Source organism: Pseudomonas sp. LPB0260 (assembly GCF_013388395.1).
This window is the reverse complement of the sequence record NZ_CP058247.1, coordinates 3,469,639-3,495,466: the sequence shown is the minus strand read 5'-3', so window position 1 is coordinate 3,495,466 and position 25,828 is coordinate 3,469,639. Positions and strand designations below refer to the sequence as shown.

Genomic DNA, 25,828 nt, shown 5'->3' with positions numbered 1-25,828 from the left:
GTGTCGGCATCGGCCCGCACAGGCTGCACGGCGATATGTCGGAGGCCCAGCAATGAGCCGAGTGCTGCTGCTGCGCCCGCGCCAGGAGGTGATCGAGGGCCAGCCGATCCTCCGCCCACTGCCTTCGGCCCAGTGCCGTAGCGTCGGCCCCTTCGTATTCTTCGACCACATACTGGAACATGACTATCCGGCCGGCAGTGGCCTGGACATCAGGCAACACCCGCACATCGGCCTCTGCACCCTCACCTACCTGCTCGAGGGGCAGCTGCAGCACAAAGACAGCCTCGGCTCGGACCAGCTGGTGATGCCGGGAGAGGTTAGCTGGATGAATGCGGGACAGGGGGTCGCGCACGTCGAGCGTACTCCGCCGCCACTGCGCCGGCGCGGCTCGCGCCTGCACGGTCTGCAAGTGTGGCTGGCGCTGCCCAGCGCCGACGAGCAGGGGCCGGCGAGCTATGGCCATTACATCGCCGAGCATCTGCCACGTAGCAGCGCCCTGGGGGTGGATATCTGCCTGATCGCCGGCAGCGGCTTCTGCCTGGAATCGCCGGTGCCGGTGCGCTCGCCGACCCTGTACGCCGAGCTGAAGCTGACCGCCGGGGCCAGCCTGGCTATTCCGGTCGAGCACCGCGAACGCGCACTCTACCTGATCGACGGCGAAGCCCTGCTGGATGATCAGCCGCTGCCATTGCGCGGCATGGCGGTGCTGCCCGAGGGCGCGCCTTTCACCCTCAGTGCCTGCAGCGAATGCCACCTGGTGCTGATTGGCGGCGCGCCACTGGGCCCTCGGCGCATGGTCTGGAACTTCGTCGCCAGCGACCCGGCACTGATCGACGCCGCGCGCGAGCGCTGGAAGAACCACGACTGGCCCCGGGTTCCCGGGGAAACTACGCGCATCGAGCTGCCCGGCTGAGCAGCGCCCCGAGAGCGGCCAGCAGTTGGCCAGCAAGAGTGCGAAGGGCGGGCATGCTCAGGGTGCGGCAAATACCTCATCGAACAGATCGTTCATGGCGCGATAGGCCCGTGCCGCTACCTGCGGGTGGTATTGGTTACGCCCCGGATTGTTGGCCTGGGGATTGGTGAACGAATGCACCGCGCCGCCATAGCTGATCAGTTGCCAGTCGACCTGCGCCGCCTTCATTTCGGCCATGAAGCCGCCGACCTGGGCCGGTGGCACCGAGGGATCCTCGGCCCCGTGCAGCACCAGCACCGGCGCCTTGATGTTCTGCGCATCGGCCGGATTGGGCGTATCCAGGTTGCCGTGGAAGGACACGAATCCCTGCAACGGCGCCCCTGAGCGCGCCAGTTCCAGCACTGTGCCGCCGCCGAAACAGAAACCGATGGCGCCCAGCCTGCCCGTATCCAGCCCGGTATCGCGACCCTGGGTCCTGAAAACCTCGAGCGCCGCCTGAGCGCGCTTGCGCATCAGCGCCCGGTCGGCGCGCACCGCTCCAGCGGCGGCTCCGGCCTCCTCGGCATTGCTTGGACGCACCGCCTTGCCGTACATGTCGGCCATGAACACCACGTACTTGTCGCCGGCAACCAGCGCCGCCTGTTTCTCCGAGTTTGCCGTCATACCCAGCCAGTCCGGCACCATCAGCAAGCCCGGGCGTGTGCCGCTGACCGTATCGTCATAGACCAGGCGGCCCTCGAAGGCGACCCCATCGATTTCGTAGGGCACCGGTTTGACCACCACTTCAGCCTGCACCGCCCCCACCAGCGCGCACAAGCCAAGGGCCATCAGTGATCTGCTCATGATCCTGCTCCTGTTGCATGACTCTCTATCAACAGTAGCGCGTCGCGCAGCGCGGCCCAGAAAAAAGCCCGCTTGCGCGGGCTCCTTTCGTCAGCAGGCTGGTCAGGCCGAAAGTTCGACCAACAGCTTGTTCAGGCGCTGCACATAGGCCGCCGGATCCTTCAGGCTGTCGCCGGCCGCCAGCGCGGCCTGGTCGAAGAGGATGTGCGAGAGGTCGCCGAAGCGGTCCTCGTCCGGCTCGGCATCCAGACGCTCGATCAGCGGATGACCCGGGTTAAACTCGAAGATCGGCTTGGACTCCGGCACCTTCTGCCCGCTGGCCTCGAGGATCTGGCGCATCTGCAGGCCCAGGTCCTGCTCGCCGATCGCCAGGATCGCCGGCGAATCGGTGAGGCGATGGGACACCCGCACCTCGGCCACCTGCTCGCCCAGGGCCGCCTTGAGTCGCTCGACCAGTCCTTCCTTGGCCTTGGCGACTTCTTCCTGGGCCTTCTTGTCCTCTTCGGAGTCCAGCTTGCCCAGGTCCAGGTTGCCGCGGGCCACGTCGACGAAGTGCTTGCCGTCGAACTCGGTCAGGTAGCTCATCAGCCACTCGTCGATGCGGTCGGTGAGCAGCAGCACCTCGATACCCTTCTTGCGGAAGACTTCCAGGTGCGGGCTGTTCTTCACCTGAGCGTAGGATTCGCCGGTCAGGTAGTAGAACTTGTCCTGGCCCTCCTTCATGCGGCCCAGGTAATCGGCCAGGGATACGCTCTGCTCGCCGCCGGCCTCATGGGTGGAGGCGAAGCGCAGCAGGCCGGCGATCTTCTCCTTGTTGGCGAAGTCTTCCGCCGGGCCTTCCTTGAGCACCTGGCCGAAGTTCTTCCAGAACGCCTTGTACTGCTCGGGTTCGTTCTTCGCCAGCTTCTCGAGCATGTCCAGCACACGTTTGGTCAGCGCCGACTTCATCGAATCGATGATCGGATCCTTCTGCAGGATCTCCCGGGAGATGTTCAGCGACAGGTCATTGGAGTCGACCACGCCCTTGATGAAGCGCAGGTACAGCGGCAGGAACTCGTCGGCCTGGTCCATGATGAACACACGCTGAACGTAGAGCTTGAGCCCCTTGGAGGCGTCGCGCTGGTACAGGTCGAAGGGTGCACGGCCCGGCACGTAGAGCAGCGAGGTGTACTCCAGCTTGCCCTCGACCTTGTTGTGGCTCCAGGACAGCGGGTTCTCGAAATCGTGGGCGACGTGCTTGTAGAACTCCTGGTATTCCTCATCCTTGACCTCGGTGCGCGGACGGGTCCACAGGGCGCTGGCACGGTTGACGGTTTCCCACTCAGGCTCGGCCGGCTTGTCCTTCTCCTCGCCGTGGAACTCCTTCGGCAGCTCGATCGGCAGGGCGATGTGGTCGGAATACTTCTTGATGATGTTGCGCAGGCGCCAGCCGTCGGCGAACTCTTCCTCGCCCTTCTTCAGGTGCAGGACGATACGGGTGCCGCGCTCGGCCTTGTCGATGCTGGCGACGCTGAACTCGCCCTCGCCATGGGATTCCCAGTGCACCCCTTCGGCGGCCGACAGGCCGGCGCGACGGGTGAATACCTCGACCTTGTCGGCGACGATGAAGGCCGAGTAGAAGCCGACGCCGAACTGGCCGATCAGGTGCGAATCCTTCTTCTGGTCACCGGACAGGTTCTTCAGAAAGTCGGAGGTGCCGGACTTGGCGATGGTGCCGAGGTGGGTCACCGCCTCGTCGCGGCTCATGCCGATGCCGTTGTCTTCCAGGGTGACGGTCCTGGCGTCCTTGTCGAAGCTGACGCGGATCTTCAGTTCGGCGCCGCCCTCGAGCAGCTCCGGCTTGGCCAGCGCCTCGAACCGCAGCTTGTCGACCGCATCCGACGCATTGGAGATCAGCTCACGCAGGAAGATCTCCTTGTTCGAATACAGCGAATGGATCATCAGGTGAAGCAGTTGCTTCACCTCGGTCTGGAAGCCCAGGGTTTCTTTTTGAGTTTCCACACTCATGGTCGTCTAACTCCACATTGATGACTAAGCCGCAGCGCGGCGGATGTCATGCAGATGGGGGCTTCGACTTGGATTTCAAGTGTTTAGCCGATTGCTCGATCAGGGTTCGAGCAATTCGATACGGCTGACCTCCTCCGGGCGCAGGCGGAAACTGGCCTGGCCGGTGCCACCGAGACGCTGCTGCAGGACGATGCGCCCCTGCTGATCGATGCCCTGGAAGCGCCCTTCTGCCGTGTTGCCACGCTCGGTGGCCACGCGCATCGCCAGGTTCTGGTAGCGACTGGGGCTGCGCAGCAAACCCTCGAGGCTGAAGCGCAGGCGGCGATCCAGCGGGCGACTGACCTTCTTCTCGGGCTGAGGCGCCGCCGCAGGCGCACTGGCCTGAAGGTCGGTCGGCTCGCGGGCCACTTCCGGCAGAGGCGGAAACTGATCCGCCTGCACCGCCCAGCCGCGCACATCGGTTTTTCTCAACAGGATGGGCAGACGCTGCTCCTGGCCATCGATGCGTGCCTCGACCGTCAGTTCCAGGCTCTGCGCCGGCAATACCTGGGGCGGCAGCGGCTGCAACTGCACCTGGCGAGTGGCGAAGCGCCGCTGCAGATAGTCCTCGATGACGAAGGCCAGGGTGTCGCTGGAATCCACTTGGCGGTCGACCTTGCCATCGCGGTAACGCAGGCCATCGCTGAACAGTTCTACCTTGCCGCTCAGCGTGGTCTTGAAACGCGCCGGCAGTACCAGGTGGAAGTCGCCGACCAGCTTGTTCGGCGGCTGCGGTTGCAGGTCCAGATGCAGGCTGTAGCCACGGTTCAGGCGACGGGCCTCGGGCAGCTCCTGCTCCGGCAGCAGCCAGCTGAGTTCGACCTCGGGCAACACACCTTCGTCCGTGGGCAACACATCGACGCGCAGCCCATCCCCAACCCGCTGCACCAGGCGAATCGACAACTCGCGGTGGGCGAAAAAGTCCTGGCCCTCGCGAAGCCTGAGCACGCCATCGATCAGTTCGCCGTGCTGGGGTGCGAATGGCTGACCGTTCAGCACGCCATTCAGCTCGATACTGAGTTCGCTTGCGGGGCGTGACTCGGACTCCAGCCAGCGCAGACTGAGAATGGCCGCCATGCGTTCACTGTCCTGACTGGCGAGCAGCGTCAGGCCGACCACCAGCGGAATGAACCCCAGGGCGCTGAGGCCCAGGGCTTGGCGCGCGCGTCGCCAATGGCGCAGCACGAACAACAGGGTCAGCGGCGGCAACAAGGCGGCGCAGCCCCACAGCAGGCTAGTGCCGAAGGCGCGCATCACCAGCCAGACCAGGCCGGCCAGGATCAACAAGAGGCCACCGAGGATCAGCAACGCATCCATTCAAACGTCCTTAGATTACTGGGCAGTCGCAGCCGACGGGGGTGACGAAGCGCACCCGCTCTGGCCGGCGGAAAACATAGGCGTCACGATAATGCTCGACACTCGACTAATCCATCGAGAAGTCGATGATTTTCGCCTAATGGCGTGCCAAGCAGCCGGGCCGCTCGAGGCAAGAGTGGGACCCTGCCGCCGCCCCGGGGAACTTTGCTGGCGTTCAGTTGTTCAAACAGCCCATGCCAGGCTGAATCCTGCAACCACGAACACCACAAGGAGTACCGACCGTGCAGAAGACCTTTACTTACGCCCTGCTGCTCGCTGCCGCCCTCGCCCTCGCCGCCTGCGAGGACAGCCCCGAAAGCAAGATGGAGAGCGCCAAGGAGTCGTTGTCCGACGCGGCCGAGTCCATGAGCGAGGCGGCCGAACAGAAGGCCGACGAAATCATGGGTACCGAGCCAACCACCGGCGAGAAAATCGAGGAAGCCGCCGATGATGCCGCCGAGGCGATGAAGGAGGCAGGCGAAGCCGCCAAGGAAGCGGTCGACGGCCAGTAAGCCGTTCGCCGTGACGCCACGCAAAGGCCCGCTATCTGCGGGCCTTTTTCGTGCTGGTGGCCTCAAAGTGCCGGGGTCAGCATCAGCATCAGGCTGCAGAGCAGTCCCACCGCCCATACCACGCTGCGCTGCCAGTGAAGATCGGCCCAGTAGCACAGCAGGTACAGGACCCGCGCGACCACGAAGGTCACCGCCAGGCCATCGACCAGAACGCCGTGGCTGCCGGTGACATGGGCCATGAGCACACCGACGGCAAACAGCGGAAACGCCTCGAAGCTGTTCAGGTGCGCGGCCAGGGCGCGCGCGCCGAATCCCTTGAGGCGCGCCTGCTGGCTGCGTGGGTGGCGGTTGTCATAGGTGCCGCTCTCCTGCTGCATGGCCCTGGCGACGGGCGCCTTGGCCAGGAAGATCAGCAGCGCACTGATGAAGACGCACCAGAAGGGCAAACTCATTCACTTTTCTCCTTGGCCGACTCGAGTGTCGGCGTCTGTGTGTAGACCATCACCTCCAGCACGTCAGAGTGAAACTCCCGACGATACAGCACCACTACTACCCCGCCGGTCACCAGCATGAAGAACCAGGGGTTGATGAACCAGGCGAGGATCGCCATGCCGAAGTAATAGGCGCGCAGTCCCTGGTTGAACTGGTTCGCTGCCATCGAAATCACCCGCGCAGTGCGCACGGCGAAGGCGTTGCGCTCCTGCTCGGTGACGTGACGCTCGCCGACCATCGGTGCCGAGCCCACCAACACCGCGCCGAAGTTGTACTGACGCATGCACCAGCTGAAGGTGAAGAAGGCATAGACGAACACCACGGCCAGGCACAGCAACTTGACCTCGGACATCTCCCGGCTGGGCGTTTGTACGAAAGGCAGATCGGCAAGCAGCGAAACCGCGCGGTCGGACGCACCGAGTACAGTCAGAATGCCGGCGAGAATGATCAGGGTGCTGGAAGCGAAGAACGAGGCATTGCGCTCCAGATTGCCGATCACATTGGCATCGGCGATGCGGTTGTCGCGTAGCAACATACGGCGCATCCAGTCCTCCCGGTACAGGTGCAGGACGCTCGCCAGGCAGGGTGTGGTCAGCCCTTTGGCCTGGGCATAACGGGTGTAGCCCCCCAGCACAGCAAAAACCAGATGATCGCCAGGAACTGCTGCCAGGCGTTGTTATCGATAATGCTCATTAAGTCCCCCACTTGGAACCGCGATTATAGCCAGCCAATATTAGTATCGCCTCTTTATGCTTATTTCGAAGTAAGGTCTCTGCAACGGCACTCCCAGGCCGTCGAGCACGGCAGAAATGTGCGGCACGGTTTGCAAAGTCTCCATTCCTGAACAAGTCTCTAAGGGTCGTTGAACTGGCGAGATGCGCTTTTATTCCGCGACCAGCCCCGCTTCGTCCAGCGATATCAGCCTCGCTCTGACAGGAAGTCCAAGTCCTCGACTGCTAAGGAGAGCCGTCATGTCCGTACAGCGCCTGTTTTCCCTTATTTTCTCCGCCATCATCCTCTGCACAGGTCTGCTGGCGATTCTGGTGTACCTGATGATCAGCAATCAGGCGCGACTCACCGCGAGCCAGGCCAACCGCTATCAGTCCTACCTGCTGGCGGACGAGCTGAGGCAGAGTTCCGATGACCTTACCCGCCTGGCGCGTACCTATGCGGTAAGCGGCGATCCGGCCTACGAACGGCAGTACTGGCAGGTGCTGGACATTCGCAACGGCAAACTGCCCCGCCCGCAGCAATACGAGCGCCTGTACTGGGACTTCATCGCCGCCGGCCAGCCCGCGCCGAGGCCAGATGGCCAGCGGGTTCCGTTGCTCGAGCTGATGCAGCGCCAGGGTTTCACCGAGGCCGAACTGGACAAGCTGGAAGAAGCCCAGGCCAATTCGGACACCCTGGTACTGATCGAGACGCAAGCGATGAACGCGGTGAAGGGCCGCTTCGCCGATGGCCAGGGCGGCTTCACGCGGCAAGGTGAGCCCGATCTGGCACTGGCCAGTCGGCTGATGCACGACCCGGACTATCACCGGGAAAAGGCCAAGATCATGCAGCCGGTCGATGCCTTCTACGCCCTGCTCGACCGCCGCACCGGCGATGCCGTGGCGAAGTACAGTGATATCAGCGAGCGCTACATGATGGCCGTCAGCCTGGTCGTTGCCCTGCTGATCCTGATCTCCGCAGTCGGCATCCTGGCGATACGGCGCAAGGTCGGCGCGGCCCTGCAGCGCCTGAGCGACGAAGCCCGCAAAGTCGCCGCCGGCGAGCTGGGTACCGACCTCGAAGGCCAAGGCGGCGGAGAGTTCGGCGTTCTGTCGCATTCGTTCGGGCAGATGGTGAGCAAACTACGGGAGATCGTCAGCAATGTACTGAGCTCAAGCAGCCAGCTCAGCGTGTCCGCCTCGCAGCTGACCAGCACCACCGCCTCGACCCAGCACAACCTCAAGCAGCAGGAACTGCACACCATCGAAGTGGCCGCCGCCATGACCGAGATGGCGGCCACGGTGCAGGAAGTCGCCCGGCACTCGAGCCAGACCGCGGAAGCGGCGAAGCGCGCCGATCAGGCGGCCAATGTCGGCCATCAACTGGTCGGGCAGATGGTCGAGTCGAGCCAGACCCTGTCCCGGGATATCGGCGCCGCGGCGGCGGCCGTGCAGGCGCTGGCGCAGGACACGGCGGACATCGGTAGCATCCTCGATGTGATTCGCAGCATCGCCGATCAGACCAACCTGCTCGCCCTCAATGCCGCCATTGAGGCGGCGCGGGCCGGCGATCAGGGCCGCGGCTTCGCCGTGGTCGCCGACGAGGTGCGCTCGCTGGCCAAGCGCACCCAGGACTCCACCATGGAGATCCAGGAAATGATCGAACGCCTACAGCTCGGTGCCCAGAAGGCGGCGGGGGCGATGAGCCAGAGCCAGGGGCAGGCCGAATCCGGGGCGAATCGGGTACTAGCGGCCGGAGATGCCCTGGAAACCATCAGCGATGCCAATCGCGAGATCAACGAAATGGCCGTACAGATCGCCAGCGCAGCCGAGCAGCAGGCTGCGGTGGCCCAGGACATCAGCCAGCGCGTGCAGATGATCCGCGACCTGGCCAGCGGCAATGCCGAAGGCTCGACCCAGGTCACCGAAGCCAGCCAGAGCCTGGCGCAACTCGCCGAACAACTGAGCCAGCAGGTCCGCCACTTCAACCTCGGGGGAAGCGGCCGCTGACGGGGGACGACTTGGCAGACCCGGCGCAGTGGCCGGGTCTTTCATTCCTACCCAGGTCCGCAAGCGGCCCGCGACAGATCGGCGCCTGGCCTCAGGCCGGGACGCGCTGTGGCGCCCCCAGCGTGCGGTCGAGCACTGTGACCAGCAACAGCGTCACGAGGACTGGAACCAGCCAGCCCAGCCCGTGCTCGGCCAATGGCAGCTCGCCGATCAGCGCCGGCACCCACTGCTTGAAGCCTGCCGCGGCGATACCGTCGAACAGACCCAGTACCAGGGTCACCGACATGACCGGAACGAAGACCCGCCGCGACGACAACCACAGGCTATCGAGCAGGCTCAGGGCGACCAGGACGATGGCCAGCGGGTAGAGACCGACCAGCACCGGCACCGAGACGCTGATCAGCTGGGTCAGCCCCTGGTTGGCCACCACCAGGCTGAACAGCCCGAAGGTCACCACGACCACACGGTAGGAAACCGGCAGCAGCTCGCTGAAGAACTCGCCACAGGCCGCCAGCAGACCGACCGCCGTGGTCAGGCACGCCAGGGTGATAACCAGCGCGAGCAACAGACTGCCGGTGGTTCCGAATGTGTGCTGCACGTAGGCCGTGAGTATCTGCACGCCGTTCTGCGCCTCGCCGGCGATGCCCTGGCTGGTCGCACCGAGGTAGAACAGAGCCAGGTAAACCAGCGACAGCCCCAGGGCGGCAATCAGGCCGGCGATCACCGAGTAGCGGGTGATCAGCCCGCGCTCGCTCACGCCGCGGTCACGGATCGCCATGGCGATGACGATACCGAAGACCAGGGCGCCGAGGGTATCCATGGTCAGGTAACCCTGCAGGAAACCCTGGACGAAGGGCGCGGCCTGGTAGGCCTCGGTCGTTTCCCCCACAGCGCCGGCCGGGGCGAAGAGCGCCGCCCCGCCGAGCACCAACAGCCCCGCCAGCAGTACCGGGGTGATGAACTTGCCGATGCGGTCCACCAGGCGTCCGGGGTTCAGCGCGAGGAACAGCACGGCGGCGAAGTACGCCAGGGTGTAAAGCAGCAGCGGCGTGCCGTCGTTACCGGTGAACGGGGCTACGCCCATTTCGAACGACACCACGGCGGTGCGTGGCGTGGCGAACAGCGGGCCAATGGCCAGGTACACGGCAACGGCGAAGCAGGCGCCGGCGCGGCGGCCCAACGGTGCCGTCAGCTCGGCCATGCCCCCACCGACCCGGGCCAGGGCCACGATGGTCAGCAGTGGCAAGCCCACAGCGGTGAGGAGAAAGCCGAGGGCGGCCGAGTGGAGATTCTCTCCCGCGGCCATGCCGGCGCTGGGCGGGAAGATGATGTTGCCCGCGCCGAGGAACAGCGCAAAGGTCATGAAGCCGAGAGCGAGAATATCGGGTGTTTTCAACGCATTCATGGAAGAAGCAATACCAAAGCAGGAATTCTTGAGGGGGTGCAAAGGTTCCCCGTGGTGAAGGGAAGGATGCCTGTCTGGTCGACGTGGGCTGTGACGCGCCACCCGGCCCTTGTGAGGCCGGGGGGCGGCGCACCCTAATGCAACGGCCACGGGCACGCGACCGACGCCGATCGCGAAGTCGATCCGTCGCAAGCCAATGTCGCATTCCTATAAGGCTTTGGTCTTGGGTGCGCCAAGAGCAAGCACCCTGCCAGCGAGCAGCGTTGCCAGCGCTGGGGGGATCAGGTCTGGAACTGCTCGATCAGGCGGCTCAGTCGATTCTCCAGCGTGCGAATGCTCTGCGCCGCCGCGCGGGTCTGCTCCACCGTGGCATGGGTATCCTCGCTGATGCCGTTGGTACGCACCACGCCTGCGCCCACCTGCTCCGCCACGCTGGCCTGCTCGGTCGCCGCCTCGGCCATCTGCTGGATATTCTGGTCGATGGTGTCCACGGCCCCGGTGATACGCTGCAGCGAAGTGCTGGCCTGTTCGACACTGTCGCGGGCCAGGTCGACCGCATGTCGGCTCTCCCCCATCATCTCGATGGACGACTGGCTGCGACTCTGCAGGGACTGGATGATGACCTGAATCTCTTCGGTGGAGACCTGGGTGCGCTGCGCCAGGCTGCGCACCTCGTCGGCGACCACGGCGAAGCCGCGGCCCTGATCACCGGCCCGCGCGGCCTCGATGGCGGCGTTGAGGGCCAGCAGATTGGTCTGTTCGGCAATGGCGCGAATCACCGCGAGCACCGAGCCGATCCGCTCACTGTCGGTGCTCAGCGCCTCGATCACCTCGGCCAACCGCCCGACCTTGTCCGTCAGGCTGTGCATGGCCTGCCGATTGCCCTGCACCCGGTCGAGTCCCTCGTCGGCGGCGCGACGCGCTTCATCCGACAACCGTTGCCCGTGAGCGGCGCTGTGCGCCATCTGCTGGGCGCTTGCGGCCATCTCGGTCATGGCCGAGGCCACCTGGGCACTCTCCAGACGCTGCAGCTCGACGTTCTGATGGGCCCGCTGCGCCGCTACCTGCAGATCCTCGCCGGCGCCCTCCAGGGTACGGGCAGCCTGGGCGACCTCGGCCACGGTAGCGCGAATCTTCTCGACGAAGGTATTGAAGCTGACAGCCAGCTGACCGAGGTCATCCCTGCCGAGGACGGGCAGGCGCTTGGTCAGGTCGCCCTCGCCTTCCGCCATATCCTGCAGCATCAGGTTGATCTGGCGCAGCGTGCGCAGCAAAGCGGATGCCACGCCGTAGGCCACCAGCACCCCGAACATCACCGCCGCCAGTACCACCACCCAGAGCAGGCGGCTGACCTGCGACACGGTGCTGTCGGCGGCGCTACCCGCTTGCTGCATGGCATCCATCAGGCTTTGTTGCAAGCGCTTGGCCAGGTCGGCGATCTGCGGGTCGATACGGTCCATCTGCGCCAGGGTCGCGTTGCGCGCATCGATCAGCTCGACGACCTTGCCGGCGGCGGCCTTGTACAGCTCCAGGCTGGCCAGGGCCTGATTCAACTGCGCGGTCAGGCGCTCGCTGCCGCCGCGGTCACGCAGCACCCCAATCATGCTCTGCGCATTGGCCAGCTCGCGGGCGAAGGCCTTGGCCTGCTCGGCCTGATTCTCCTGGAGGAACTGGTACAGGTACTGGCTACCGAGCAGCAGGTTGCGCATGCCGGCGCTGGAATAGAACACTGCATCCAGATTGAAGCTCATCTGGGCATCGGCGAGTACCGCCGACAGGACCTTCTCGATCGCCGGCCCATGCTGACTCAGCTCGCCGCTGACCAGGGCCTGACGCTGCTGGCTGAGGGGAACCAGTTGCTCACGAAACAACCGGCTGTACTGCTCGCGCAGGCTTTCGATCTGCGCCAGCAATTGGCTCTGCGCCGGGTCCTGCAGACGCTCGCCGGCGTGCTGCAGAGCCTGCGCGAGGTGCGCATCGAGCTGGTTGAACTGCTGTGCGGCGCTTGCCTCGCCGCTGCGGGCATATTGGCTCAGCGCCAGTTGCAGGCGCGCCATGCTGTCGGTGACCTGAGCCACCTGGTCCATGCTTGGCCCCAGGTCGCGGGTGACCACCCCGACCCGATCGGCAATGCTGCGCAGCGACAGCGACGAAACGACGCCGAGCACAACCAGCAAGATGCAGAGCACGGCCGGCACTATGGCCATCTTGTAGGCAATCCGCAGATCGGCAAACCAACGCATAAGCAGGCATCCTCAGGCGACAGGAGTAGGGCCATGGGCGCCACATCCGCGCCTATGCGGCTTATCGGCTGCAGTAGCCCATCGCTTGAGTCTATAGCGCCTGCCGCCTGGCGGATTTCTGCAGAACGACCTGCAGGAGCCTAAAAAACAAAAGGCCACCCGAAGGTGGCCTTTTGTCGATCAAGTCAGCCTCAGGCCTTCTTGACTTCCCAACCGGTCAGCTCGGCCAGGGCCTTGCCGATATCGGCCAGCGAACGCACGGTCTTCACACCCGCGTCCTGCAGGGCGGCGAACTTCTCGTCCGCAGTGCCCTTGCCGCCGGAGATGATCGCACCGGCGTGGCCCATGCGCTTGCCCGCCGGAGCGGTAACACCAGCGATGTAGGACACCACCGGCTTGGTCACGTTGGCCTTGATGAAGGCCGCGGCTTCTTCCTCGGCCGAACCGCCGATTTCACCGATCATCACGATCGCTTCGGTCTTCGGGTCTTCCTGGAACAGCTTGAGGATATCGATGAAGTTCGAGCCCGGGATCGGGTCGCCACCGATGCCCACGCAGGTCGACTGGCCGAAGCCGGCGTCGGTGGTCTGCTTCACGGCTTCATAGGTCAGGGTGCCGGAACGCGAGACGATACCGACCTTGCCCGGCAGGTGGATGTGACCCGGCATGATGCCGATCTTGCACTCGCCCGGAGTGATCACGCCTGGGCAGTTCGGGCCGATCAGGACCACGCCCAGTTCGTCGCACTTGACCTTGGCTTCCAGCATGTCGATGGTCGCGATGCCTTCGGTGATGCAGACGATCAGCTTGATGCCGCCCATGGCCGCTTCGAGGATCGAGTCCTTGCAGAACGGAGCCGGTACGTAGATCACGCTGGCGGTGGCGCCAGTCTGGGCGACCGCTTCCTTGACGGTGTTGAACACCGGCAGGCCGAGGTGGGTGGTGCCGCCCTTGCCCGGAGTCACGCCGCCAACCATCTGGGTGCCGTAGGCGATGGCCTGTTCGGAGTGGAAAGTACCCTGCGAACCAGTGAAGCCCTGGCAGATTACTTTGGTGTCTTTATTGATCAGGACGCTCATTACTTGCCCTCCGCAGCTTTGACGACTTGCTGAGCAGCGTCGGTCAGGCTGGTTGCCGCGATGATGTTCAGGCCACTTTCCGCCAGGACCTTGGCGCCCAGCTCGGCGTTGTTGCCTTCGAGGCGAACCACTACCGGGATCTTGACGCCGACTTCTTTGACTGCACCGATGATGCCTTCGGCAATCATGTCGCAGCGCACGATGCCGCCGAAGATGTTCACCAGAACAGCTTTGACGTTGTCGTCGGAGAGGATGATCTTGAACGCTTCGGTCACGCGCTCTTTGGTCGCGCCGCCGCCTACGTCGAGGAAGTTGGCCGGCTGACCGCCGTGCAGGTTGACGATGTCCATGGTGCCCATGGCCAGGCCAGCGCCGTTGACCATGCAACCGATGTTGCCTTCCAGGGCCACGTAGTTCAGTTCGAACTTGGCGGCGTGGGCTTCACGCGGATCGTCCTGGGACGGATCGTGCATGGCGCGCAGCTTCGGCTGACGGTACATGGCGTTGCTGTCGATGTTGATCTTGGCGTCCAGGCAATGCAGGTTGCCATCGGCCTTGATCACCAGCGGGTTGACTTCCAGCAGGGCCAGGTCGTAGTCCTGGAACAGCTTGGCCAGGCCAACGAAGATGTGGGTGAACTGCTTGATCTGGTCGCCCTGCAGGCCCAGCTGGAAGGCCAGCTCGCGGCCCTGGAACGGCTGAGCGCCGACCAGCGGGTCGATGGTGGCCTTGAGGATCTTCTCAGGGGTGTCGTGGGCCACTTTCTCGATGTCCACGCCGCCTTCGGTGGAAGCCATGAACACGATACGACGGCTGGAGCGATCGACGACCGCGCCCAGGTATAGTTCCTTGGCGATGTCGGTGCAGGACTCGACCAGGATCTTGCTGACCGGCTGACCGTTGGCGTCAGTCTGGTAGGTCACCAGGCGCTTGCCCAGCCAGTTGGCGGCGAAGGCCTTGGCGTCTTCCTTGCTCTTGACCAGCTTCACGCCGCCCGCTTTACCGCGGCCACCGGCATGCACTTGAGCCTTAACGACCCACTCACTGCCACCAATTTTCTCGCAGGCTGCTGCCGCTTCTTCCGGGGTGTCTACGGCGAAGCCCTTGGATACGGGCAGGCCGTATTCAGCGAACAGCTGCTTACCCTGATACTCATGGAGATTCATGCTTGTCTACCGTCTTCGTTTGGGTATTGCGCATTCGGCGCTGCACTTATGGTGCCGCGCCACCTGTGACTGCCATCGAGAGCAGTCCGACGTACGTTCCGCGCCAAACCTGGGCCGACGCGGGCAGATCGCCGTGGTTCTTATTGTCCTGCTGTCGCCGGCGTCGACTGCCCACCCTTGAGGGGGCCAGCTGACGCGGCGACGATACGCCCGTGACTCAGCGCTTCTTGCGGTTGGCGATGTGAATGGCGCCGCCGTTCACTGCCAGGGCTGCTTCATGCAGCGCCTCGGACAGGGTCGGGTGCGAGAACACCATCATGCCCAGGTCTTCGGCACTGGTGCCGAACTCCATGCCGATCGCGCCCTGCTGAACCAGCTCGGCAGCGCTTGGGCCGATCACGTGGACGCCCAGCACGCGGTCGCTCTTGGCGTCGGCAATGACCTTGACCATACCGCCGGTGTCGTTGGCCGCCATGGCCCGGCCGCTGGCTGCGAACGGGAAGGTGCCGACCTTGACTTCAACACCCTCACCCTTGAGCTGCTGCTCGGTCTTGCCGACCCACGCGATCTCCGGGTGGGTATAGATGACCGACGGAATCAGATCATAGTTCATCTGCGCCTTGTGGCCGGCGATGCGCTCGGCGACCATCACGCCCTCTTCCGAGGCCTTGTGCGCCAGCATCGCGCCGCGCACCACGTCACCGATGGCGTAGACGCCCGGCACGCTGGTGGCGCACTGGTCGTCGACGTAGATGAAGCCACGCTCGTCCATGTCGACGCCGCTGTCGGCAGCCAACAGGTCGGTGGTCACCGGACGACGGCCGACCGCGACGATCAGCTTGTCGAAGGTCATCTGCTGCTCGCCGTCGGCGTCGGTGAAGGTCACGGTGACCTGCTTCTTCTTCACTTCGGAGCCAGTCACACGAGCGCCCAGGCGGATCTTCAGACCCTGCTTGGTCAGGGTCTTCATGGCTTCCTTGGCGATCTGCTCATCGGCCGCCGGGAGGAACTTGTCCAGCGCCTCGATCACGGTGACTTCCGCGCCCAGACGCGCCCATACCGAGCCCAGCTCCAGGCCGATCACGCCGGCGCCAATCACGCCCAGCTTCTTCGGTACGCTCTGGAATTCCAGGGCGCCGGTGGAGTCGACGATCACGTCCTGATCGACTGGGGCCGGCGGGATGTCTACCGGCTTGGAGCCGGAAGCCAGGATCACGTTCGCCGCCTCGACCACCTGGGTGGTGCCGTCCAGCGCGGTGACTTCGACCTGCTTGCCGGCCAGCAGCTTGCCGTGGCCTTCCAGCAGGGTCACACCGTTGGCCTTGAACAGGGTGCTGACGCCGCCGGTGAGATTCTTAACGATGTTGCTCTTACGACCGATCATCGCCGGTACGTCGATGCTCACGCCCTTGGCCTCGATGCCGTGGACGGCGAAGCCTTCCTTCGCCTCGTGGTACTTCCAGGAGCTGTCCAGCAGGGCCTTGGACGGAATGCAACCGACGTTCAGGCAAGTACCGCCGAGGGCGATCTTGCCCTCTTTATCCTGGTACTTCTCGATGCAGGCGGTCTTCAGACCGAGCTGGGCTGCTTTGATGGCTGCAACATAGCCACCAGGGCCGGCACCGATGACTACCACGTCGAATTTCTGGGTCATAACTCATTCCTTCTCGGATGAAGACAACGGCCCCTTGTGGGGGCCGTCGCGCTCAGGACAAACGGATTAGATATCCAACAACAGACGAGCCGGGTCTTCCAGCAGGTCTTTCATGGTAACCAGGAAGGTCACGGCTTCCTTACCATCGATCAGGCGGTGGTCGTAGGACAGCGCCAGGTACATCATCGGCAGGATCACCACCTGGCCATTGACCGCCATCGGCCGCTCCTGGATCTTGTGCATGCCCAGGATCGCGGTCTGTGGCGGGTTGACGATCGGCGTCGACAGCAGCGAGCCGAACACCCCACCGTTGGAAATGGTGAAGGTGCCGCCGGTCATGTCTTCGATGGTCAGCTTGCCGTCTTTGGCCTTCTTGCCGAACGCGGCGATGGTGCCTTCGATCTCGGCCAGGCTCATGTGCTCGGCGTTGCGCAGCACCGGAACCACCAGGCCACGGTCGCTGGACACGGCCACGCCGATATCCTGGTAGCCGTGGTAGACGATGTCGCTGCCGTCGATCGAGGCGTTCACGCCCGGCTGACGCTTCAGCGCCTCGGTGGCGGCCTTGACGAAGAAGGACATGAAGCCCAGGCGCACGCCGTCGTGCTTCTTCTCGAACAGGTCCTTGTACTTGGAGCGCAGCTCCATGATCGGCTTCATGTTGACTTCGTTGAACGTGGTCAGCATGGCCATGGAGGACTGCGCCTCGACCAGACGCTCGGCGACCTTGGCGCGCAGGCGAGTCATCGGCACGCGCTTCTCGACGCGGTCGCCGGCTTCCAGCTTCGGCGCGGCGGCCTGGGCGGCAGGCTTGGCGGCCGGCGCTGCAACCGGGGCCTTCTTCTTCGCTTCGACTGCGGCGACCACGTCTTCCTTGGTCACCCGGCCACCCTTGCCCGAACCGCTGATGCTGTTCGGGTCGATGCCGTTCTCTTCGGCCAGCTTGCGCGCGGCCGGGGACAGGATCTGCTCGTCGCCGCCGGCGGCCGGGGCGGACTCCTGGGCGGTCGGCGCTTCGGCGGCCGACTTGCTCGGGGCCGCGGCGGCAGCGCCTTCGTTCAATTTACCCAGCAGCTCACCGCTGAGCACGGTGTCGCCTTCGTTCTTGACGATTTCGGCGAGGACACCATCGGCCTCGGCCAGCACTTCCATCACAACCTTGTCGGTTTCGATGTCAACGATCAGCTCATCGCGCTTGACCGCGTCCCCAGGCTTCTTGTGCCAGGTCGCAACGGTGCCGTCGGCAACCGACTCCGGAAAGGTAGGCGCTTTGATCTCGATAGCCATTATGTGTGGTTCCTTTAATTCGGTTTCTTCAGCGAGGCGGCCGTGGTGGGCCGCCTCTTTCGGGCGAAGGCGTTAAACGGTAAAAGCGTCTTGCAGCAGTTTTGCCTGCTGCTCGGCGTGCATCGAGGCGTAACCGCAAGCCGGCGCAGCAGAGGCATCGCGACCGGCGTACTCAAGGAACAGCGTCTTCTTGTGCGCGGTGGCGACACGGCGCATGTGATGCTGACTGCAGTACCAAGCGCCCTGGTTCATCGGCTCTTCCTGACACCAGACGATGTGCTTGAGGTTCTTGTACGGCGCCAGCACCTCGGCCAGATCGTCTTCCGGGAACGGATAGAGCTGCTCGATACGCACGATGGCGATGTCCTGGCGCTCTTCGGCCCGGCGCTTCTCCAGCAAGTCGTAGTAGACCTTGCCGCTGCACAGGATCATGCGCTCGACTTTCTTCGGATCCAGCGTGTCGAGTTCCGGAATCACCGTCTGGAACGAACCTTCGGCCAGGTCTTCCAAGGTCGAGATGGCCAATTTGTGGCGCAGCAGCGACTTCGGCGTCAATACGACCAACGGCTTGCGCAGCGGGCGGATCACCTGACGGCGCAGCAGATGGTAGATCTGCGCCGGAGTGGTCGGCACGCAGACTTGCATGTTGTGCTCGGCGCTCAACTGCAGGAAGCGCTCCAGGCGCGCGGACGAGTGCTCCGGCCCCTGCCCTTCATAACCGTGCGGCAGCAGCATGGTCAGGCCGCAGAGTCGGCCCCACTTGTGCTCGCCACTGGAAATGAACTGGTCGAATACCACCTGGGCACCGTTGGCGAAATCGCCGAACTGCGCTTCCCAGATCACCAAGGCGTTGGGCTGGGTGGTGGCATAGCCGTATTCGAAGGCCAGCACCGCTTCTTCCGAGAGGAAGGAGTCGTACAGGTCGAAGCGCGGCTGACCCTGGTAGAGGTTCTGCAGCGGCAGGTAGGTGCTGGCGTCCTTCTGGTTGTGCAGCGCCGCGTGGCGGTGCGAGAAGGTGCCGCGACCGATGTCCTGGCCGGTCATGCGAATCGGATGGCCTTCGAACAACAGGGTGGCGTAAGCCATGGTTTCGGCGTAGCCCCAGTTGATCGGCAGCGCACCGGCGCCCATCTTCTGGCGATCCTCGAGAATCTTCGCGACCTGACGCTGGACCACGAAGCCTTCCGGGATTTCCAGCAGCTTGTTGGACAGGTCCTGCAGGGTCTTCAGGTCGAAGCGCGTGTCGTGACGCGCGGTCCAGGCATGGCCCAGGTACGGACGCCAGTCGACGAACAGCTCCTTGTTCGGCTCCTTGACCAGGCTCTTGACCACGTGCTGGCCATTGTCCAGCGCAGTACGGTAGTCATCGATCTTGGCCTGCACCTCGTCCGCGGAATGACTGACCGCGTTGGTCAGCGACTCGGCGTACAGCTCGCGGGTGGTCCGCTGCTTGGAGATCTGCTGGTACATCAGCGGCTGGGTGCCACTCGGCTCGTCGGCCTCGTTGTGGCCGCGGCGGCGGTAGCAGACCAGGTCGATGACCACGTCGCGCTTATACTGCATGCGATAGTCGACGGCCAGCTGGGTGACGAACAGCACGGCCTCCGGGTCATCGCCATTCACATGGAAGATCGGCGCCTGGATCATCTTCGCCACGTCGGTGCAGTACTCGGTGGAGCGCGAGTCTTCTGCACGGCTGGTGGTGAAGCCGACCTGGTTGTTGATCACGATATGGATGGTACCGCCCGTCTTGAAGCCGCGGGTCTGCGACATCTGGAAGGTTTCCATGACCACGCCCTGACCGGCGAACGCGGCGTCGCCGTGGATCGAGATCGGCAGTACCTTGTCGCCGGACACGTCGCTACGACGGTCCTGGCGCGCCCGCACCGAGCCCTCGACCACCGGGGAGACGATCTCCAGGTGCGACGGGTTGAACGCCAGCGCCAGGTGGACTTCGCCACCGGCGGTCATGACGTTGGAGGAGAAGCCCTGGTGGTACTTCACGTCGCCCGAGCTGAGACCCTCGACCTTCTTGCCTTCGAACTCGTCGAACAGTTCGCGCGGGTTCTTGCCAAAGGTATTGACCAGTACGTTCAGGCGGCCACGGTGGGCCATGCCGATGACGATTTCCTTGGTGCCATAGGAGCCGGAACGCTGGATCACTTCATCGAGCAACGGGATCAGGCTCTCGCCACCTTCCAGGCCGAAACGCTTGGTGCCCGGGTACTTGGTGCCCAGGTACTTCTCCAAACCTTCGGCCGCAGTCAGACGCTCGAGCAGGTGGCTCTGCACCTCGGCGGAGAACTGCGGACGGCCGCGCACGCTTTCCAGGCGCTGCTGGAACCAGCTGCGCTGCTCGGAATCGACGATGTGGGTGAACTCGGCGCCGATGGTGCGGCAATATGTCTGCTGCAAAGCATCGCGAATTTCGCGCAGAGTAGCCTCTTCCTTGCCGATGAACAGACCACCGGTGCGGAAGGTGGTGTCCAGGTCGGCGTCGGTCAGGCCATAGTGAGTGATCGCCAGATCAGCGGGTACCGGACGCTGCCAGAGCCCAAGCGGGTCCAGCTTGGCGGCCTGGTGGCCACGCATGCGGTAGGCCTGAATCATCCGCAGCACTTCGACCTGCTTCTTTTCGTGCTCGCTGCTCACGCTGCCGGCGGAAACCGGTTGGGCGCGACGCTGATTCTTGGCGAGCAGGACGAAATGGTCGCGAATCGTCGAGTGCGATACGTCTGTAGCGGCGCTGCCGTCGCTAGGCAACTTCTGGAAGTAGGTGCGCCACTCTTCTGGCACAGCGTTGGGATCGTGCAGGTAGAGCTCGTAGAGCTCTTCCACATAGGCAGCGTTGCCACCAGATAGGTGGGCACTGTCCCACATGCGCTGCATCACGCTTTCTTGCATGCTTGGTCACCCTCAGTAAGGGGACACCACCGGCGTGGAAACCGCATTGGCTTTTGAAGTCCTGAAGCAGCGACTTCGGTAAAGCCACCACGGATCCCGCAGATAGTCCGGGTACCAGCCCGGATGCCCCTGCTGGTCGTCATTTTTTCAAATAAGAACCACGGCTTTGTGAGCTGTGGCTCTGGCTCAAACTGCAGCGCCGGGTTGAGGCCGGCGCCGCAGGTGTAACGGGTCTTGCGAACAACTGAGAATCAGGTACCGCTCTGCAGCAGCATATTGCGTACGTGGCCGATCGCCTTGGTCGGGTTGAGACCCTTCGGGCAGACGTTCACGCAGTTCATGATGCCGCGGCAACGGAACACGCTGAACGGATCGTCCAGCGAAGCCAGACGCTCTTCGGTCTTGGTGTCGCGGCTGTCAGCCAGGAAGCGATAGGCTTGCAGCAGCGCGGCAGGGCCGAGGAACTTGTCCGGGTTCCACCAGAACGACGGGCAGCTGGTCGAGCAGCAGGCACAGAGGATGCACTCGTACAGACCATCGAGCTTCTCGCGCTCTTCCGGCGACTGCAGGCGCTCGATCGCCGGCGCCGGCGTGTCGTTCTGCAGGAACGGCTGCACCTTCTCGTACTGCTTGTAGAAGATGCTCATATCGACGACCAGGTCACGGATGACCGGCAGGCCAGGCAAGGGGCGAATCACCAGCTTGCCGCCCTTGAGGCCGGCGGCCGAAATCGGCGTGATACAGGCCAGACCGTTCTTGCCGTTGATGTTCATACCATCGGAGCCGCACACGCCCTCACGGCAGGAACGACGATAGGAAAAGCCCTCGTCCTGCTCCTTGATCAACGCCAACACGTCGAGGACCATGATGTCCTTGCCGCCGGTGTCGACCTGGAAGTCCTGCATGAACGGCGCAGCGTCCTGCTCCGGGTTGTAGCGATAAACACTGACTTGCAACATATCAGCCACCCTTAATAAGTCCGAACCTTGGGTTCAAACGCCGGCACGGTCTTCGGCGCGAAGTTGACGGCGCGCTTGCTCACGCGCTTCTCTCCCGGGAAGTACAGGGAGTGGCACAGCCAGTTCTCGTCATCGCGCTCTTCGAAGTCTTCGCGGGCATGGGCGCCACGAGATTCCTTACGGGTCTCGGCAGCCACCGCAGTCGCCTCGGCCACCTCGAGCAGGTTTTGCAGCTCCAGGGCCTCGATACGTGCAGTGTTGAACGCCTGGCTCTTGTCCGCGATCTTGACGTTGGCGATGCGCTCGCGCAGGTCGGCCAGCTGCTGGATGCCCTTCTGCATGTATTCGCCGGTACGGAATACACCGAAGTAGTTCTGCATGCAGTTCTGCAGCTCTTTACGCAGCGGGGCCACGTCTTCGCCGGTGGTACGCTCGTTGACCCCGGACAGACGCTTGAGCGATTGCTCGATGTCGGTCTGCGAGGCGCCACGAACTTCGACACCTTCTTTCAGCGCTTTCTCCAGGTGCAGGCCGGCGGCCCGACCAAACACCACCAGGTCGAGCAGCGAGTTGCCGCCCAGGCGGTTGGCGCCATGCACAGATACGCAAGCCACTTCGCCCACGGCGAACAGACCGTCGATGATCTTGTCGTTGCCGTTGGCATCCTGGGTGATGGCCTGACCATGAATATTGGTGGCCACGCCACCCATCATGTAGTGGCAGGTCGGCACGACCGGAACCGGCGCGACGACCGGATCGACATGGGCGAAGGTCTTCGACAGCTCACAGATACCCGGCAGGCGGCTGTGCAGCACCTCCTCGCCCAGGTGATCGAGCTTCAGCATCACATGATCGCCTTCCGGACCACAGCCGTTACCGGCGATGATTTCCTTGACCATCGAGCGCGCGACCACGTCGCGACCGGCGAGGTCCTTGGCGTTCGGTGCATAGCGCTCCATGAAGCGCTCGCCGTGCTTGTTGATCAGGTAGCCACCTTCACCACGGCAACCCTCGGTTACCAGCACGCCGGCGCCGGCGATACCGGTCGGGTGGAACTGCCACATCTCGATGTCCTGCACCGGTACACCGGCACGCAGGGCCATGCCGATACCGTCACCGGTGTTGATCAGGGCGTTGGTGGTCGAGGCGTAGATGCGACCGGCACCGCCAGTGGCCAGAACCACGGCCTTGGAGCGGATATAGACGGTTTCGCCGGTTTCCAGGCAGATGGCAATGACGCCAACCACGGCGCCATCCTGGTTCTTTACCAGGTCGACCGCGTACCACTCGTTGAGGAACGAGGTGCCAGCCTTAAGGTTGGCCTGGTACAGGGTGTGCAGCAGCGCATGACCGGTACGGTCGGCAGCAGCGCAGGTACGCGCAGCCTGGGTCGGATTGTCTGGACCCTTGGACTGACCGCCGAACGGGCGCTGATAGATGCGACCCTGCTCGGTACGGGAGAACGGCAGGCCCATGTGCTCCAGCTCGAACACGGCTTCCGGGCCGACGGAACACATGTACTCGATGGCGTCTTGGTCACCGATATAGTCGGAGCCCTTGACGGTGTCGTACATGTGCCAGCGCCAATCGTCATTCGGGTCGGCGGAGGCGATGGCGCAGGTGATGCCACCCTGGGCGGAGACGGTGTGCGAACGAGTCGGGAACACCTTGGTGACCACGGCGGTCTTGTGACCACCCTGGGCCAGCTGCAGGGCCGCGCGCATGCCCGCGCCGCCGCCACCTACGATGATGGCGTCATAAGAAAGAGTACGAATGCTAGTCATGAATCAGATACCCCAAAGAATCTGCACGCCCCAGGCGAGAAACACGAAGATGGCAATGCCACACGCGGCCTGGAAGAGAAAACGCACGGCAGTCGCCGACTTGCCCAGCGCCATCGGCGTCAGGTAGTCAGTGGAGATCGTCCACATGCCGACCCATGCATGGGCGCAGAGCGCAACCAGCGCCAGCAGACTGAAGATGCGTACAGCGTCATTGGAGAACAGGCCCTGCCATTCGGCGTAGCCCATGCCTGGGTTAAGCACTACATAACCCAGCAAAAACAGCGTGTAAGCCGCGAGAACGACCGCAGAAACTCGTTGAACCATCCAATCGGCAAGGCCCGAACGAGCAAAACTAGTGACATTAGTTACCATATCCACACCCCCAGCAGCAGGATCACGATCACCGAAACGGCGATGACGATTTGCGAGCCCAGCTTGCCGCCTTCCAGCGTCTCACCGATGCCCATGTCCATGATCAAGTGGCGTACGCCGGCCACCAGGTGGTACAGCAGAGCGGACAACAATCCCCAAATCACGAACTTGGCCAGCGGACTGGTCAGGCATTCCTTCACCTGGGCGAAGCCCTCTTCGGAAGCCAGCGACTTGTCGAGGCCGAACAGCAGTACGGCGATACCGACGAAGAGGATGACACCGGAGATACGGTGGAGAATGGACGTGTAAGCGGTGACTGGGAGTTTGATAGTCCTAAGGTCTAGGTTTACAGGTCGTTGGCTATTCACGGCTTTTTTATCACACTGAGAGCCCCTAACTAGCAGGGCAAAGTTGTCGGGAAGTGCACTGGTCAGGTACCCATCACCCAAGGAGTGACGACCACTTCAGACAGGGCGCGAAGCCCCCGGCGGTCGGGCGCAGAGTATAGACAGTTAGGTTACTAATGACAACGTGAAGGCCTTGAACGAAGAGCCGATTGCGAACCTTTTGCGCACCTTATATAGAGGATGCGAAGAGCCGCTCCCCGACCCAGAAAACCGCCGGAAAACCCTTCTGGCGCGTGGGTTTACCCAAATTGACTTTCGGATTTATCTCACTATAGTGGTGCGGGCCCTGCGTGGGGGGCTGTCAGATGATTTCAAGCATAACTAGGAGGCCACCCATGGCTGACAAAAAAGCGCAGTTGATCATCGAGGGCGCTGCCCCCGTCGAGCTGCCCGTTTTAACCGGCACCGTTGGTCCCGATGTAATTGACGTACGGGGCTTAACCGCCACGGGCCGTTTCACTTTTGATCCTGGCTTTATGTCCACCGCCTCGTGCGAGTCGAAGATCACCTATATCGACGGCGATCAGGGCGTTCTGCTGCACCGCGGCTACCCCATCGAGCAACTGGCCGACAACTCCGACTACCTGGAAACCTGCTACCTGCTGCTCAACGGCGAGCTGCCGAACGCCGAGCAGAAGGCCAGCTTCGTCAGCTCCATCAAGAACCACACCATGGTTCACGAGCAGCTGAAGACCTTCTTCAACGGTTTCCGTCGCGATGCTCACCCGATGGCCATCATGTGCGGCGTGGTGGGCGCGCTCTCGGCCTTCTACCACGACTCCCTGGACATCAATAACCCGCAGCATCGCGACATCTCCGCGATGCGCCTGATCGCCAAGATGCCGACCCTGGCGGCGATGGTCTACAAGTACTCCATGGGCCAGCCCATGATGTACCCGCGCAACGACCTGAACTATGCGGAAAACTTCCTGCACATGATGTTCAACACCCCGTGCGAGATCAAACCGATCAGCCCGGTGTTGGCCAAGGCGATGGACAAGATCTTCATCCTCCATGCCGACCATGAGCAGAACGCCTCGACCTCCACCGTTCGCCTCGCCGGCTCTTCCGGCGCCAACCCGTTCGCCTGTATCGCCGCCGGCATCGCCGCGCTGTGGGGCCCGGCACACGGCGGCGCCAACGAGGCGGTGCTGAGCATGCTGGACGAGATCGGCAGCGTGGAAAACATCGATGCCTATATCGCCAAGGCCAAGGATAAGAACGATCCGTTCAAGCTGATGGGCTTCGGCCATCGCGTGTACAAGAACTTCGACCCGCGCGCCAAGGTGATGAAGCAGACCTGCGACGAAGTCCTGGCCGAACTGGGGATCAACAATGATCCGCAGCTGGAGCTGGCGATGAAGCTGGAGGAAATTGCGCGTAACGATCCTTACTTCAAGGAGCGTAACCTCTACCCGAACGTCGACTTCTACTCGGGCATCATCCTCAAGGCCATCGGCATTCCGACCAGCATGTTCACCGTGATCTTCGCCCTGGCGCGGACCGTCGGCTGGATCTCGCACTGGAAGGAAATGCTCTCCAGCCCGTACAAGATCGGCCGCCCGCGCCAGCTGTACACCGGCCACCCGCAGCGCGACCTGCCGCGCTAAGCGCGTCGGCTCGTCCTACGAAAAAGGCTGCCACTGGCAGCCTTTTTTGCATTCCGCGTCCACGTACCGCGACCTG

The 25,828-nt window shown here is 63.4% G+C and carries 18 protein-coding genes and 4 pseudogenes; 5 read left to right on the top strand and 17 right to left on the bottom strand.

Annotation, left to right across the window (positions count from 1 at the left end):
• Nucleotides 1–52 precede the first annotated feature (52 nt).
• Nucleotides 53–913 (top strand): pirin family protein, encoded by an 861-nt coding sequence (locus LPB260_RS15740; RefSeq protein WP_208706758.1) that lies wholly within the window; start codon nucleotides 53–55, stop codon nucleotides 911–913.
• Nucleotides 914–970: 57 nt separating this feature from the next.
• Here the strand turns inward: LPB260_RS15740 and LPB260_RS15735 are convergent, their stop codons facing one another.
• The 3 genes from LPB260_RS15735 to LPB260_RS15725 form a co-directional block, all read right to left on the bottom strand.
• Nucleotides 971–1,756, bottom strand: a complete 786-nt coding sequence (locus LPB260_RS15735; protein ID WP_208706757.1) for a dienelactone hydrolase family protein — start codon at nucleotides 1,754–1,756, stop codon at nucleotides 971–973.
• A gap of 102 nt (nucleotides 1,757–1,858) precedes the next feature.
• Nucleotides 1,859–3,763, bottom strand: coding sequence for a molecular chaperone HtpG (gene htpG / locus LPB260_RS15730; RefSeq protein ID WP_208706756.1), 1,905 nt, complete (start codon nucleotides 3,761–3,763; stop codon nucleotides 1,859–1,861).
• Nucleotides 3,764–3,862: 99 nt separating this feature from the next.
• Complete coding sequence (locus tag LPB260_RS15725) at nucleotides 3,863–5,119, bottom strand: MFS transporter (RefSeq protein WP_208706755.1); 1,257 nt, start codon at nucleotides 5,117–5,119, stop codon at nucleotides 3,863–3,865.
• A gap of 281 nt (nucleotides 5,120–5,400) precedes the next feature.
• Between LPB260_RS15725 and LPB260_RS15720 the strand changes: the two genes are divergently transcribed.
• Complete coding sequence (locus LPB260_RS15720) at nucleotides 5,401–5,670, top strand: hypothetical protein (RefSeq protein WP_208706754.1); 270 nt, start codon at nucleotides 5,401–5,403, stop codon at nucleotides 5,668–5,670.
• Nucleotides 5,671–5,732: 62 nt separating this feature from the next.
• On the opposite strand, the gene LPB260_RS15715 is transcribed toward LPB260_RS15720, so the two are convergent.
• Both LPB260_RS15715 and LPB260_RS15710 read right to left on the bottom strand, forming a co-directional pair.
• A complete protein-coding gene (locus LPB260_RS15715; protein ID WP_208706753.1) occupies nucleotides 5,733–6,122 on the bottom strand; it encodes an MAPEG family protein in 390 nt (129 codons plus the stop codon).
• Nucleotides 6,119–6,855 (bottom strand): annotated as a pseudogene (locus LPB260_RS15710) (DUF599 domain-containing protein). Before LPB260_RS15710 ends, LPB260_RS15715 begins: the two are co-directional and overlap by 4 nt.
• A 182-nt stretch (nucleotides 6,856–7,037) precedes the next feature.
• Between LPB260_RS15710 and LPB260_RS29400 the strand changes: the two are divergent.
• Nucleotides 7,038–8,012: pseudogene (locus tag LPB260_RS29400) on the top strand (HAMP domain-containing protein); the annotation flags it as partial.
• The gene (locus LPB260_RS29395) at nucleotides 8,004–8,882 is read left to right on the top strand and encodes a methyl-accepting chemotaxis protein (RefSeq protein WP_371926154.1); all 879 of its coding nucleotides are present in this window, start codon (nucleotides 8,004–8,006) and stop codon (nucleotides 8,880–8,882) included. The pseudogene LPB260_RS29400 and the gene LPB260_RS29395, both read left to right, overlap by 9 nt.
• Nucleotides 8,883–8,973: 91 nt before the next feature.
• Here the strand turns inward: LPB260_RS29395 and brnQ are convergent, their stop codons facing one another.
• The 12 genes and pseudogenes from brnQ to sdhC all read right to left on the bottom strand — a co-directional run bounded on the left by brnQ (nucleotide 8,974) and on the right by sdhC (nucleotide 24,103).
• Nucleotides 8,974–10,287: a branched-chain amino acid transport system II carrier protein gene (brnQ, locus tag LPB260_RS15700; protein WP_208706750.1), complete on the bottom strand. Its 1,314-nt coding sequence runs from the start codon at nucleotides 10,285–10,287 to the stop codon at nucleotides 8,974–8,976.
• Nucleotides 10,288–10,568: 281 nt separating this feature from the next.
• Nucleotides 10,569–11,162: pseudogene (locus tag LPB260_RS29390) on the bottom strand (methyl-accepting chemotaxis protein); the annotation flags it as partial.
• Between the two features lie 261 nt (nucleotides 11,163–11,423).
• A pseudogene (locus LPB260_RS29385) lies at nucleotides 11,424–12,530 on the bottom strand (HAMP domain-containing protein); the annotation flags it as partial.
• Between the two features lie 191 nt (nucleotides 12,531–12,721).
• Nucleotides 12,722–13,609, bottom strand: coding sequence for a succinate--CoA ligase subunit alpha (gene sucD / locus LPB260_RS15690; protein WP_208706748.1), 888 nt, complete (start codon nucleotides 13,607–13,609; stop codon nucleotides 12,722–12,724).
• Entirely contained in the window at nucleotides 13,609–14,775 is a 1,167-nt protein-coding gene (sucC, locus tag LPB260_RS15685) for an ADP-forming succinate--CoA ligase subunit beta (RefSeq protein WP_208706747.1), read from the bottom strand. The genes sucD and sucC overlap by 1 nt, the downstream gene beginning before the upstream one ends.
• A 217-nt stretch (nucleotides 14,776–14,992) precedes the next feature.
• Nucleotides 14,993–16,429, bottom strand: coding sequence for a dihydrolipoyl dehydrogenase (gene lpdA / locus LPB260_RS15680; RefSeq protein WP_208706746.1), 1,437 nt, complete (start codon nucleotides 16,427–16,429; stop codon nucleotides 14,993–14,995).
• Nucleotides 16,430–16,495: 66 nt separating this feature from the next.
• Entirely contained in the window at nucleotides 16,496–17,716 is a 1,221-nt protein-coding gene (odhB, locus tag LPB260_RS15675) for a 2-oxoglutarate dehydrogenase complex dihydrolipoyllysine-residue succinyltransferase (protein ID WP_208706745.1), read from the bottom strand.
• 72 nt (nucleotides 17,717–17,788) lie between these two features.
• Entirely contained in the window at nucleotides 17,789–20,620 is a 2,832-nt protein-coding gene (locus LPB260_RS15670; protein ID WP_208706744.1) for a 2-oxoglutarate dehydrogenase E1 component, read from the bottom strand.
• Between the two features lie 251 nt (nucleotides 20,621–20,871).
• Nucleotides 20,872–21,579 (bottom strand): succinate dehydrogenase iron-sulfur subunit, encoded by a 708-nt coding sequence (locus LPB260_RS15665; protein WP_208706743.1) that lies wholly within the window; start codon nucleotides 21,577–21,579, stop codon nucleotides 20,872–20,874.
• A gap of 11 nt (nucleotides 21,580–21,590) precedes the next feature.
• Nucleotides 21,591–23,363 (bottom strand): succinate dehydrogenase flavoprotein subunit, encoded by a 1,773-nt coding sequence (gene sdhA, locus LPB260_RS15660; protein ID WP_208706742.1) that lies wholly within the window; start codon nucleotides 23,361–23,363, stop codon nucleotides 21,591–21,593.
• Nucleotides 23,364–23,366: 3 nt separating this feature from the next.
• Nucleotides 23,367–23,735 (bottom strand): succinate dehydrogenase, hydrophobic membrane anchor protein, encoded by a 369-nt coding sequence (gene sdhD, locus LPB260_RS15655; RefSeq protein WP_208706741.1) that lies wholly within the window; start codon nucleotides 23,733–23,735, stop codon nucleotides 23,367–23,369.
• Nucleotides 23,729–24,103: a succinate dehydrogenase, cytochrome b556 subunit gene (gene sdhC, locus LPB260_RS15650; RefSeq protein ID WP_208706740.1), complete on the bottom strand. Its 375-nt coding sequence runs from the start codon at nucleotides 24,101–24,103 to the stop codon at nucleotides 23,729–23,731. Before sdhC ends, sdhD begins: the two co-directional genes overlap by 7 nt.
• A 374-nt stretch (nucleotides 24,104–24,477) precedes the next feature.
• Here sdhC and gltA point away from each other — a divergent pair, with 374 nt between their 5' ends.
• On the top strand, nucleotides 24,478–25,752 hold the full coding sequence (gene gltA, locus LPB260_RS15645; protein ID WP_208706739.1) for a citrate synthase: 1,275 nt from the start codon (nucleotides 24,478–24,480) through the stop codon (nucleotides 25,750–25,752).
• Nucleotides 25,753–25,828 lie beyond the last annotated feature (76 nt).

Bases quoted from the DNA above. Each gene is read 5' to 3' on its own strand.
- odhB (WP_208706745.1), bottom strand. From the start codon at position 17,716: ATGGCTATCGAGATCAAAGCGCCTACCTTTCCGGAGTCGGTTGCCGAC.
- htpG (WP_208706756.1), bottom strand. From the start codon at position 3,763: ATGAGTGTGGAAACTCAAAAAGAAACCCTGGGCTTCCAGACCGAGGTG.
- sucC (WP_208706747.1), bottom strand. From the start codon at position 14,775: ATGAATCTCCATGAGTATCAGGGTAAGCAGCTGTTCGCTGAATACGGC.
- LPB260_RS15715 (WP_208706753.1), bottom strand. From the start codon at position 6,122: ATGAGTTTGCCCTTCTGGTGCGTCTTCATCAGTGCGCTGCTGATCTTC.
- LPB260_RS29395 (WP_371926154.1), top strand. From the start codon at position 8,004: ATGGTGAGCAAACTACGGGAGATCGTCAGCAATGTACTGAGCTCAAGC.
- sdhD (WP_208706741.1), bottom strand. From the start codon at position 23,735: ATGGTAACTAATGTCACTAGTTTTGCTCGTTCGGGCCTTGCCGATTGG.
- LPB260_RS15725 (WP_208706755.1), bottom strand. From the start codon at position 5,119: ATGGATGCGTTGCTGATCCTCGGTGGCCTCTTGTTGATCCTGGCCGGC.
- LPB260_RS15670 (WP_208706744.1), bottom strand. From the start codon at position 20,620: ATGCAAGAAAGCGTGATGCAGCGCATGTGGGACAGTGCCCACCTATCT.
- LPB260_RS15740 (WP_208706758.1), top strand. From the start codon at position 53: ATGAGCCGAGTGCTGCTGCTGCGCCCGCGCCAGGAGGTGATCGAGGGC.
- sdhA (WP_208706742.1), bottom strand. From the start codon at position 23,363: ATGACTAGCATTCGTACTCTTTCTTATGACGCCATCATCGTAGGTGGC.
- sucD (WP_208706748.1), bottom strand. From the start codon at position 13,609: ATGAGCGTCCTGATCAATAAAGACACCAAAGTAATCTGCCAGGGCTTC.
- brnQ (WP_208706750.1), bottom strand. From the start codon at position 10,287: ATGAATGCGTTGAAAACACCCGATATTCTCGCTCTCGGCTTCATGACC.
- LPB260_RS15665 (WP_208706743.1), bottom strand. From the start codon at position 21,579: ATGTTGCAAGTCAGTGTTTATCGCTACAACCCGGAGCAGGACGCTGCG.
- gltA (WP_208706739.1), top strand. From the start codon at position 24,478: ATGGCTGACAAAAAAGCGCAGTTGATCATCGAGGGCGCTGCCCCCGTC.
- LPB260_RS15735 (WP_208706757.1), bottom strand. From the start codon at position 1,756: ATGAGCAGATCACTGATGGCCCTTGGCTTGTGCGCGCTGGTGGGGGCG.
- lpdA (WP_208706746.1), bottom strand. From the start codon at position 16,429: ATGACCCAGAAATTCGACGTGGTAGTCATCGGTGCCGGCCCTGGTGGC.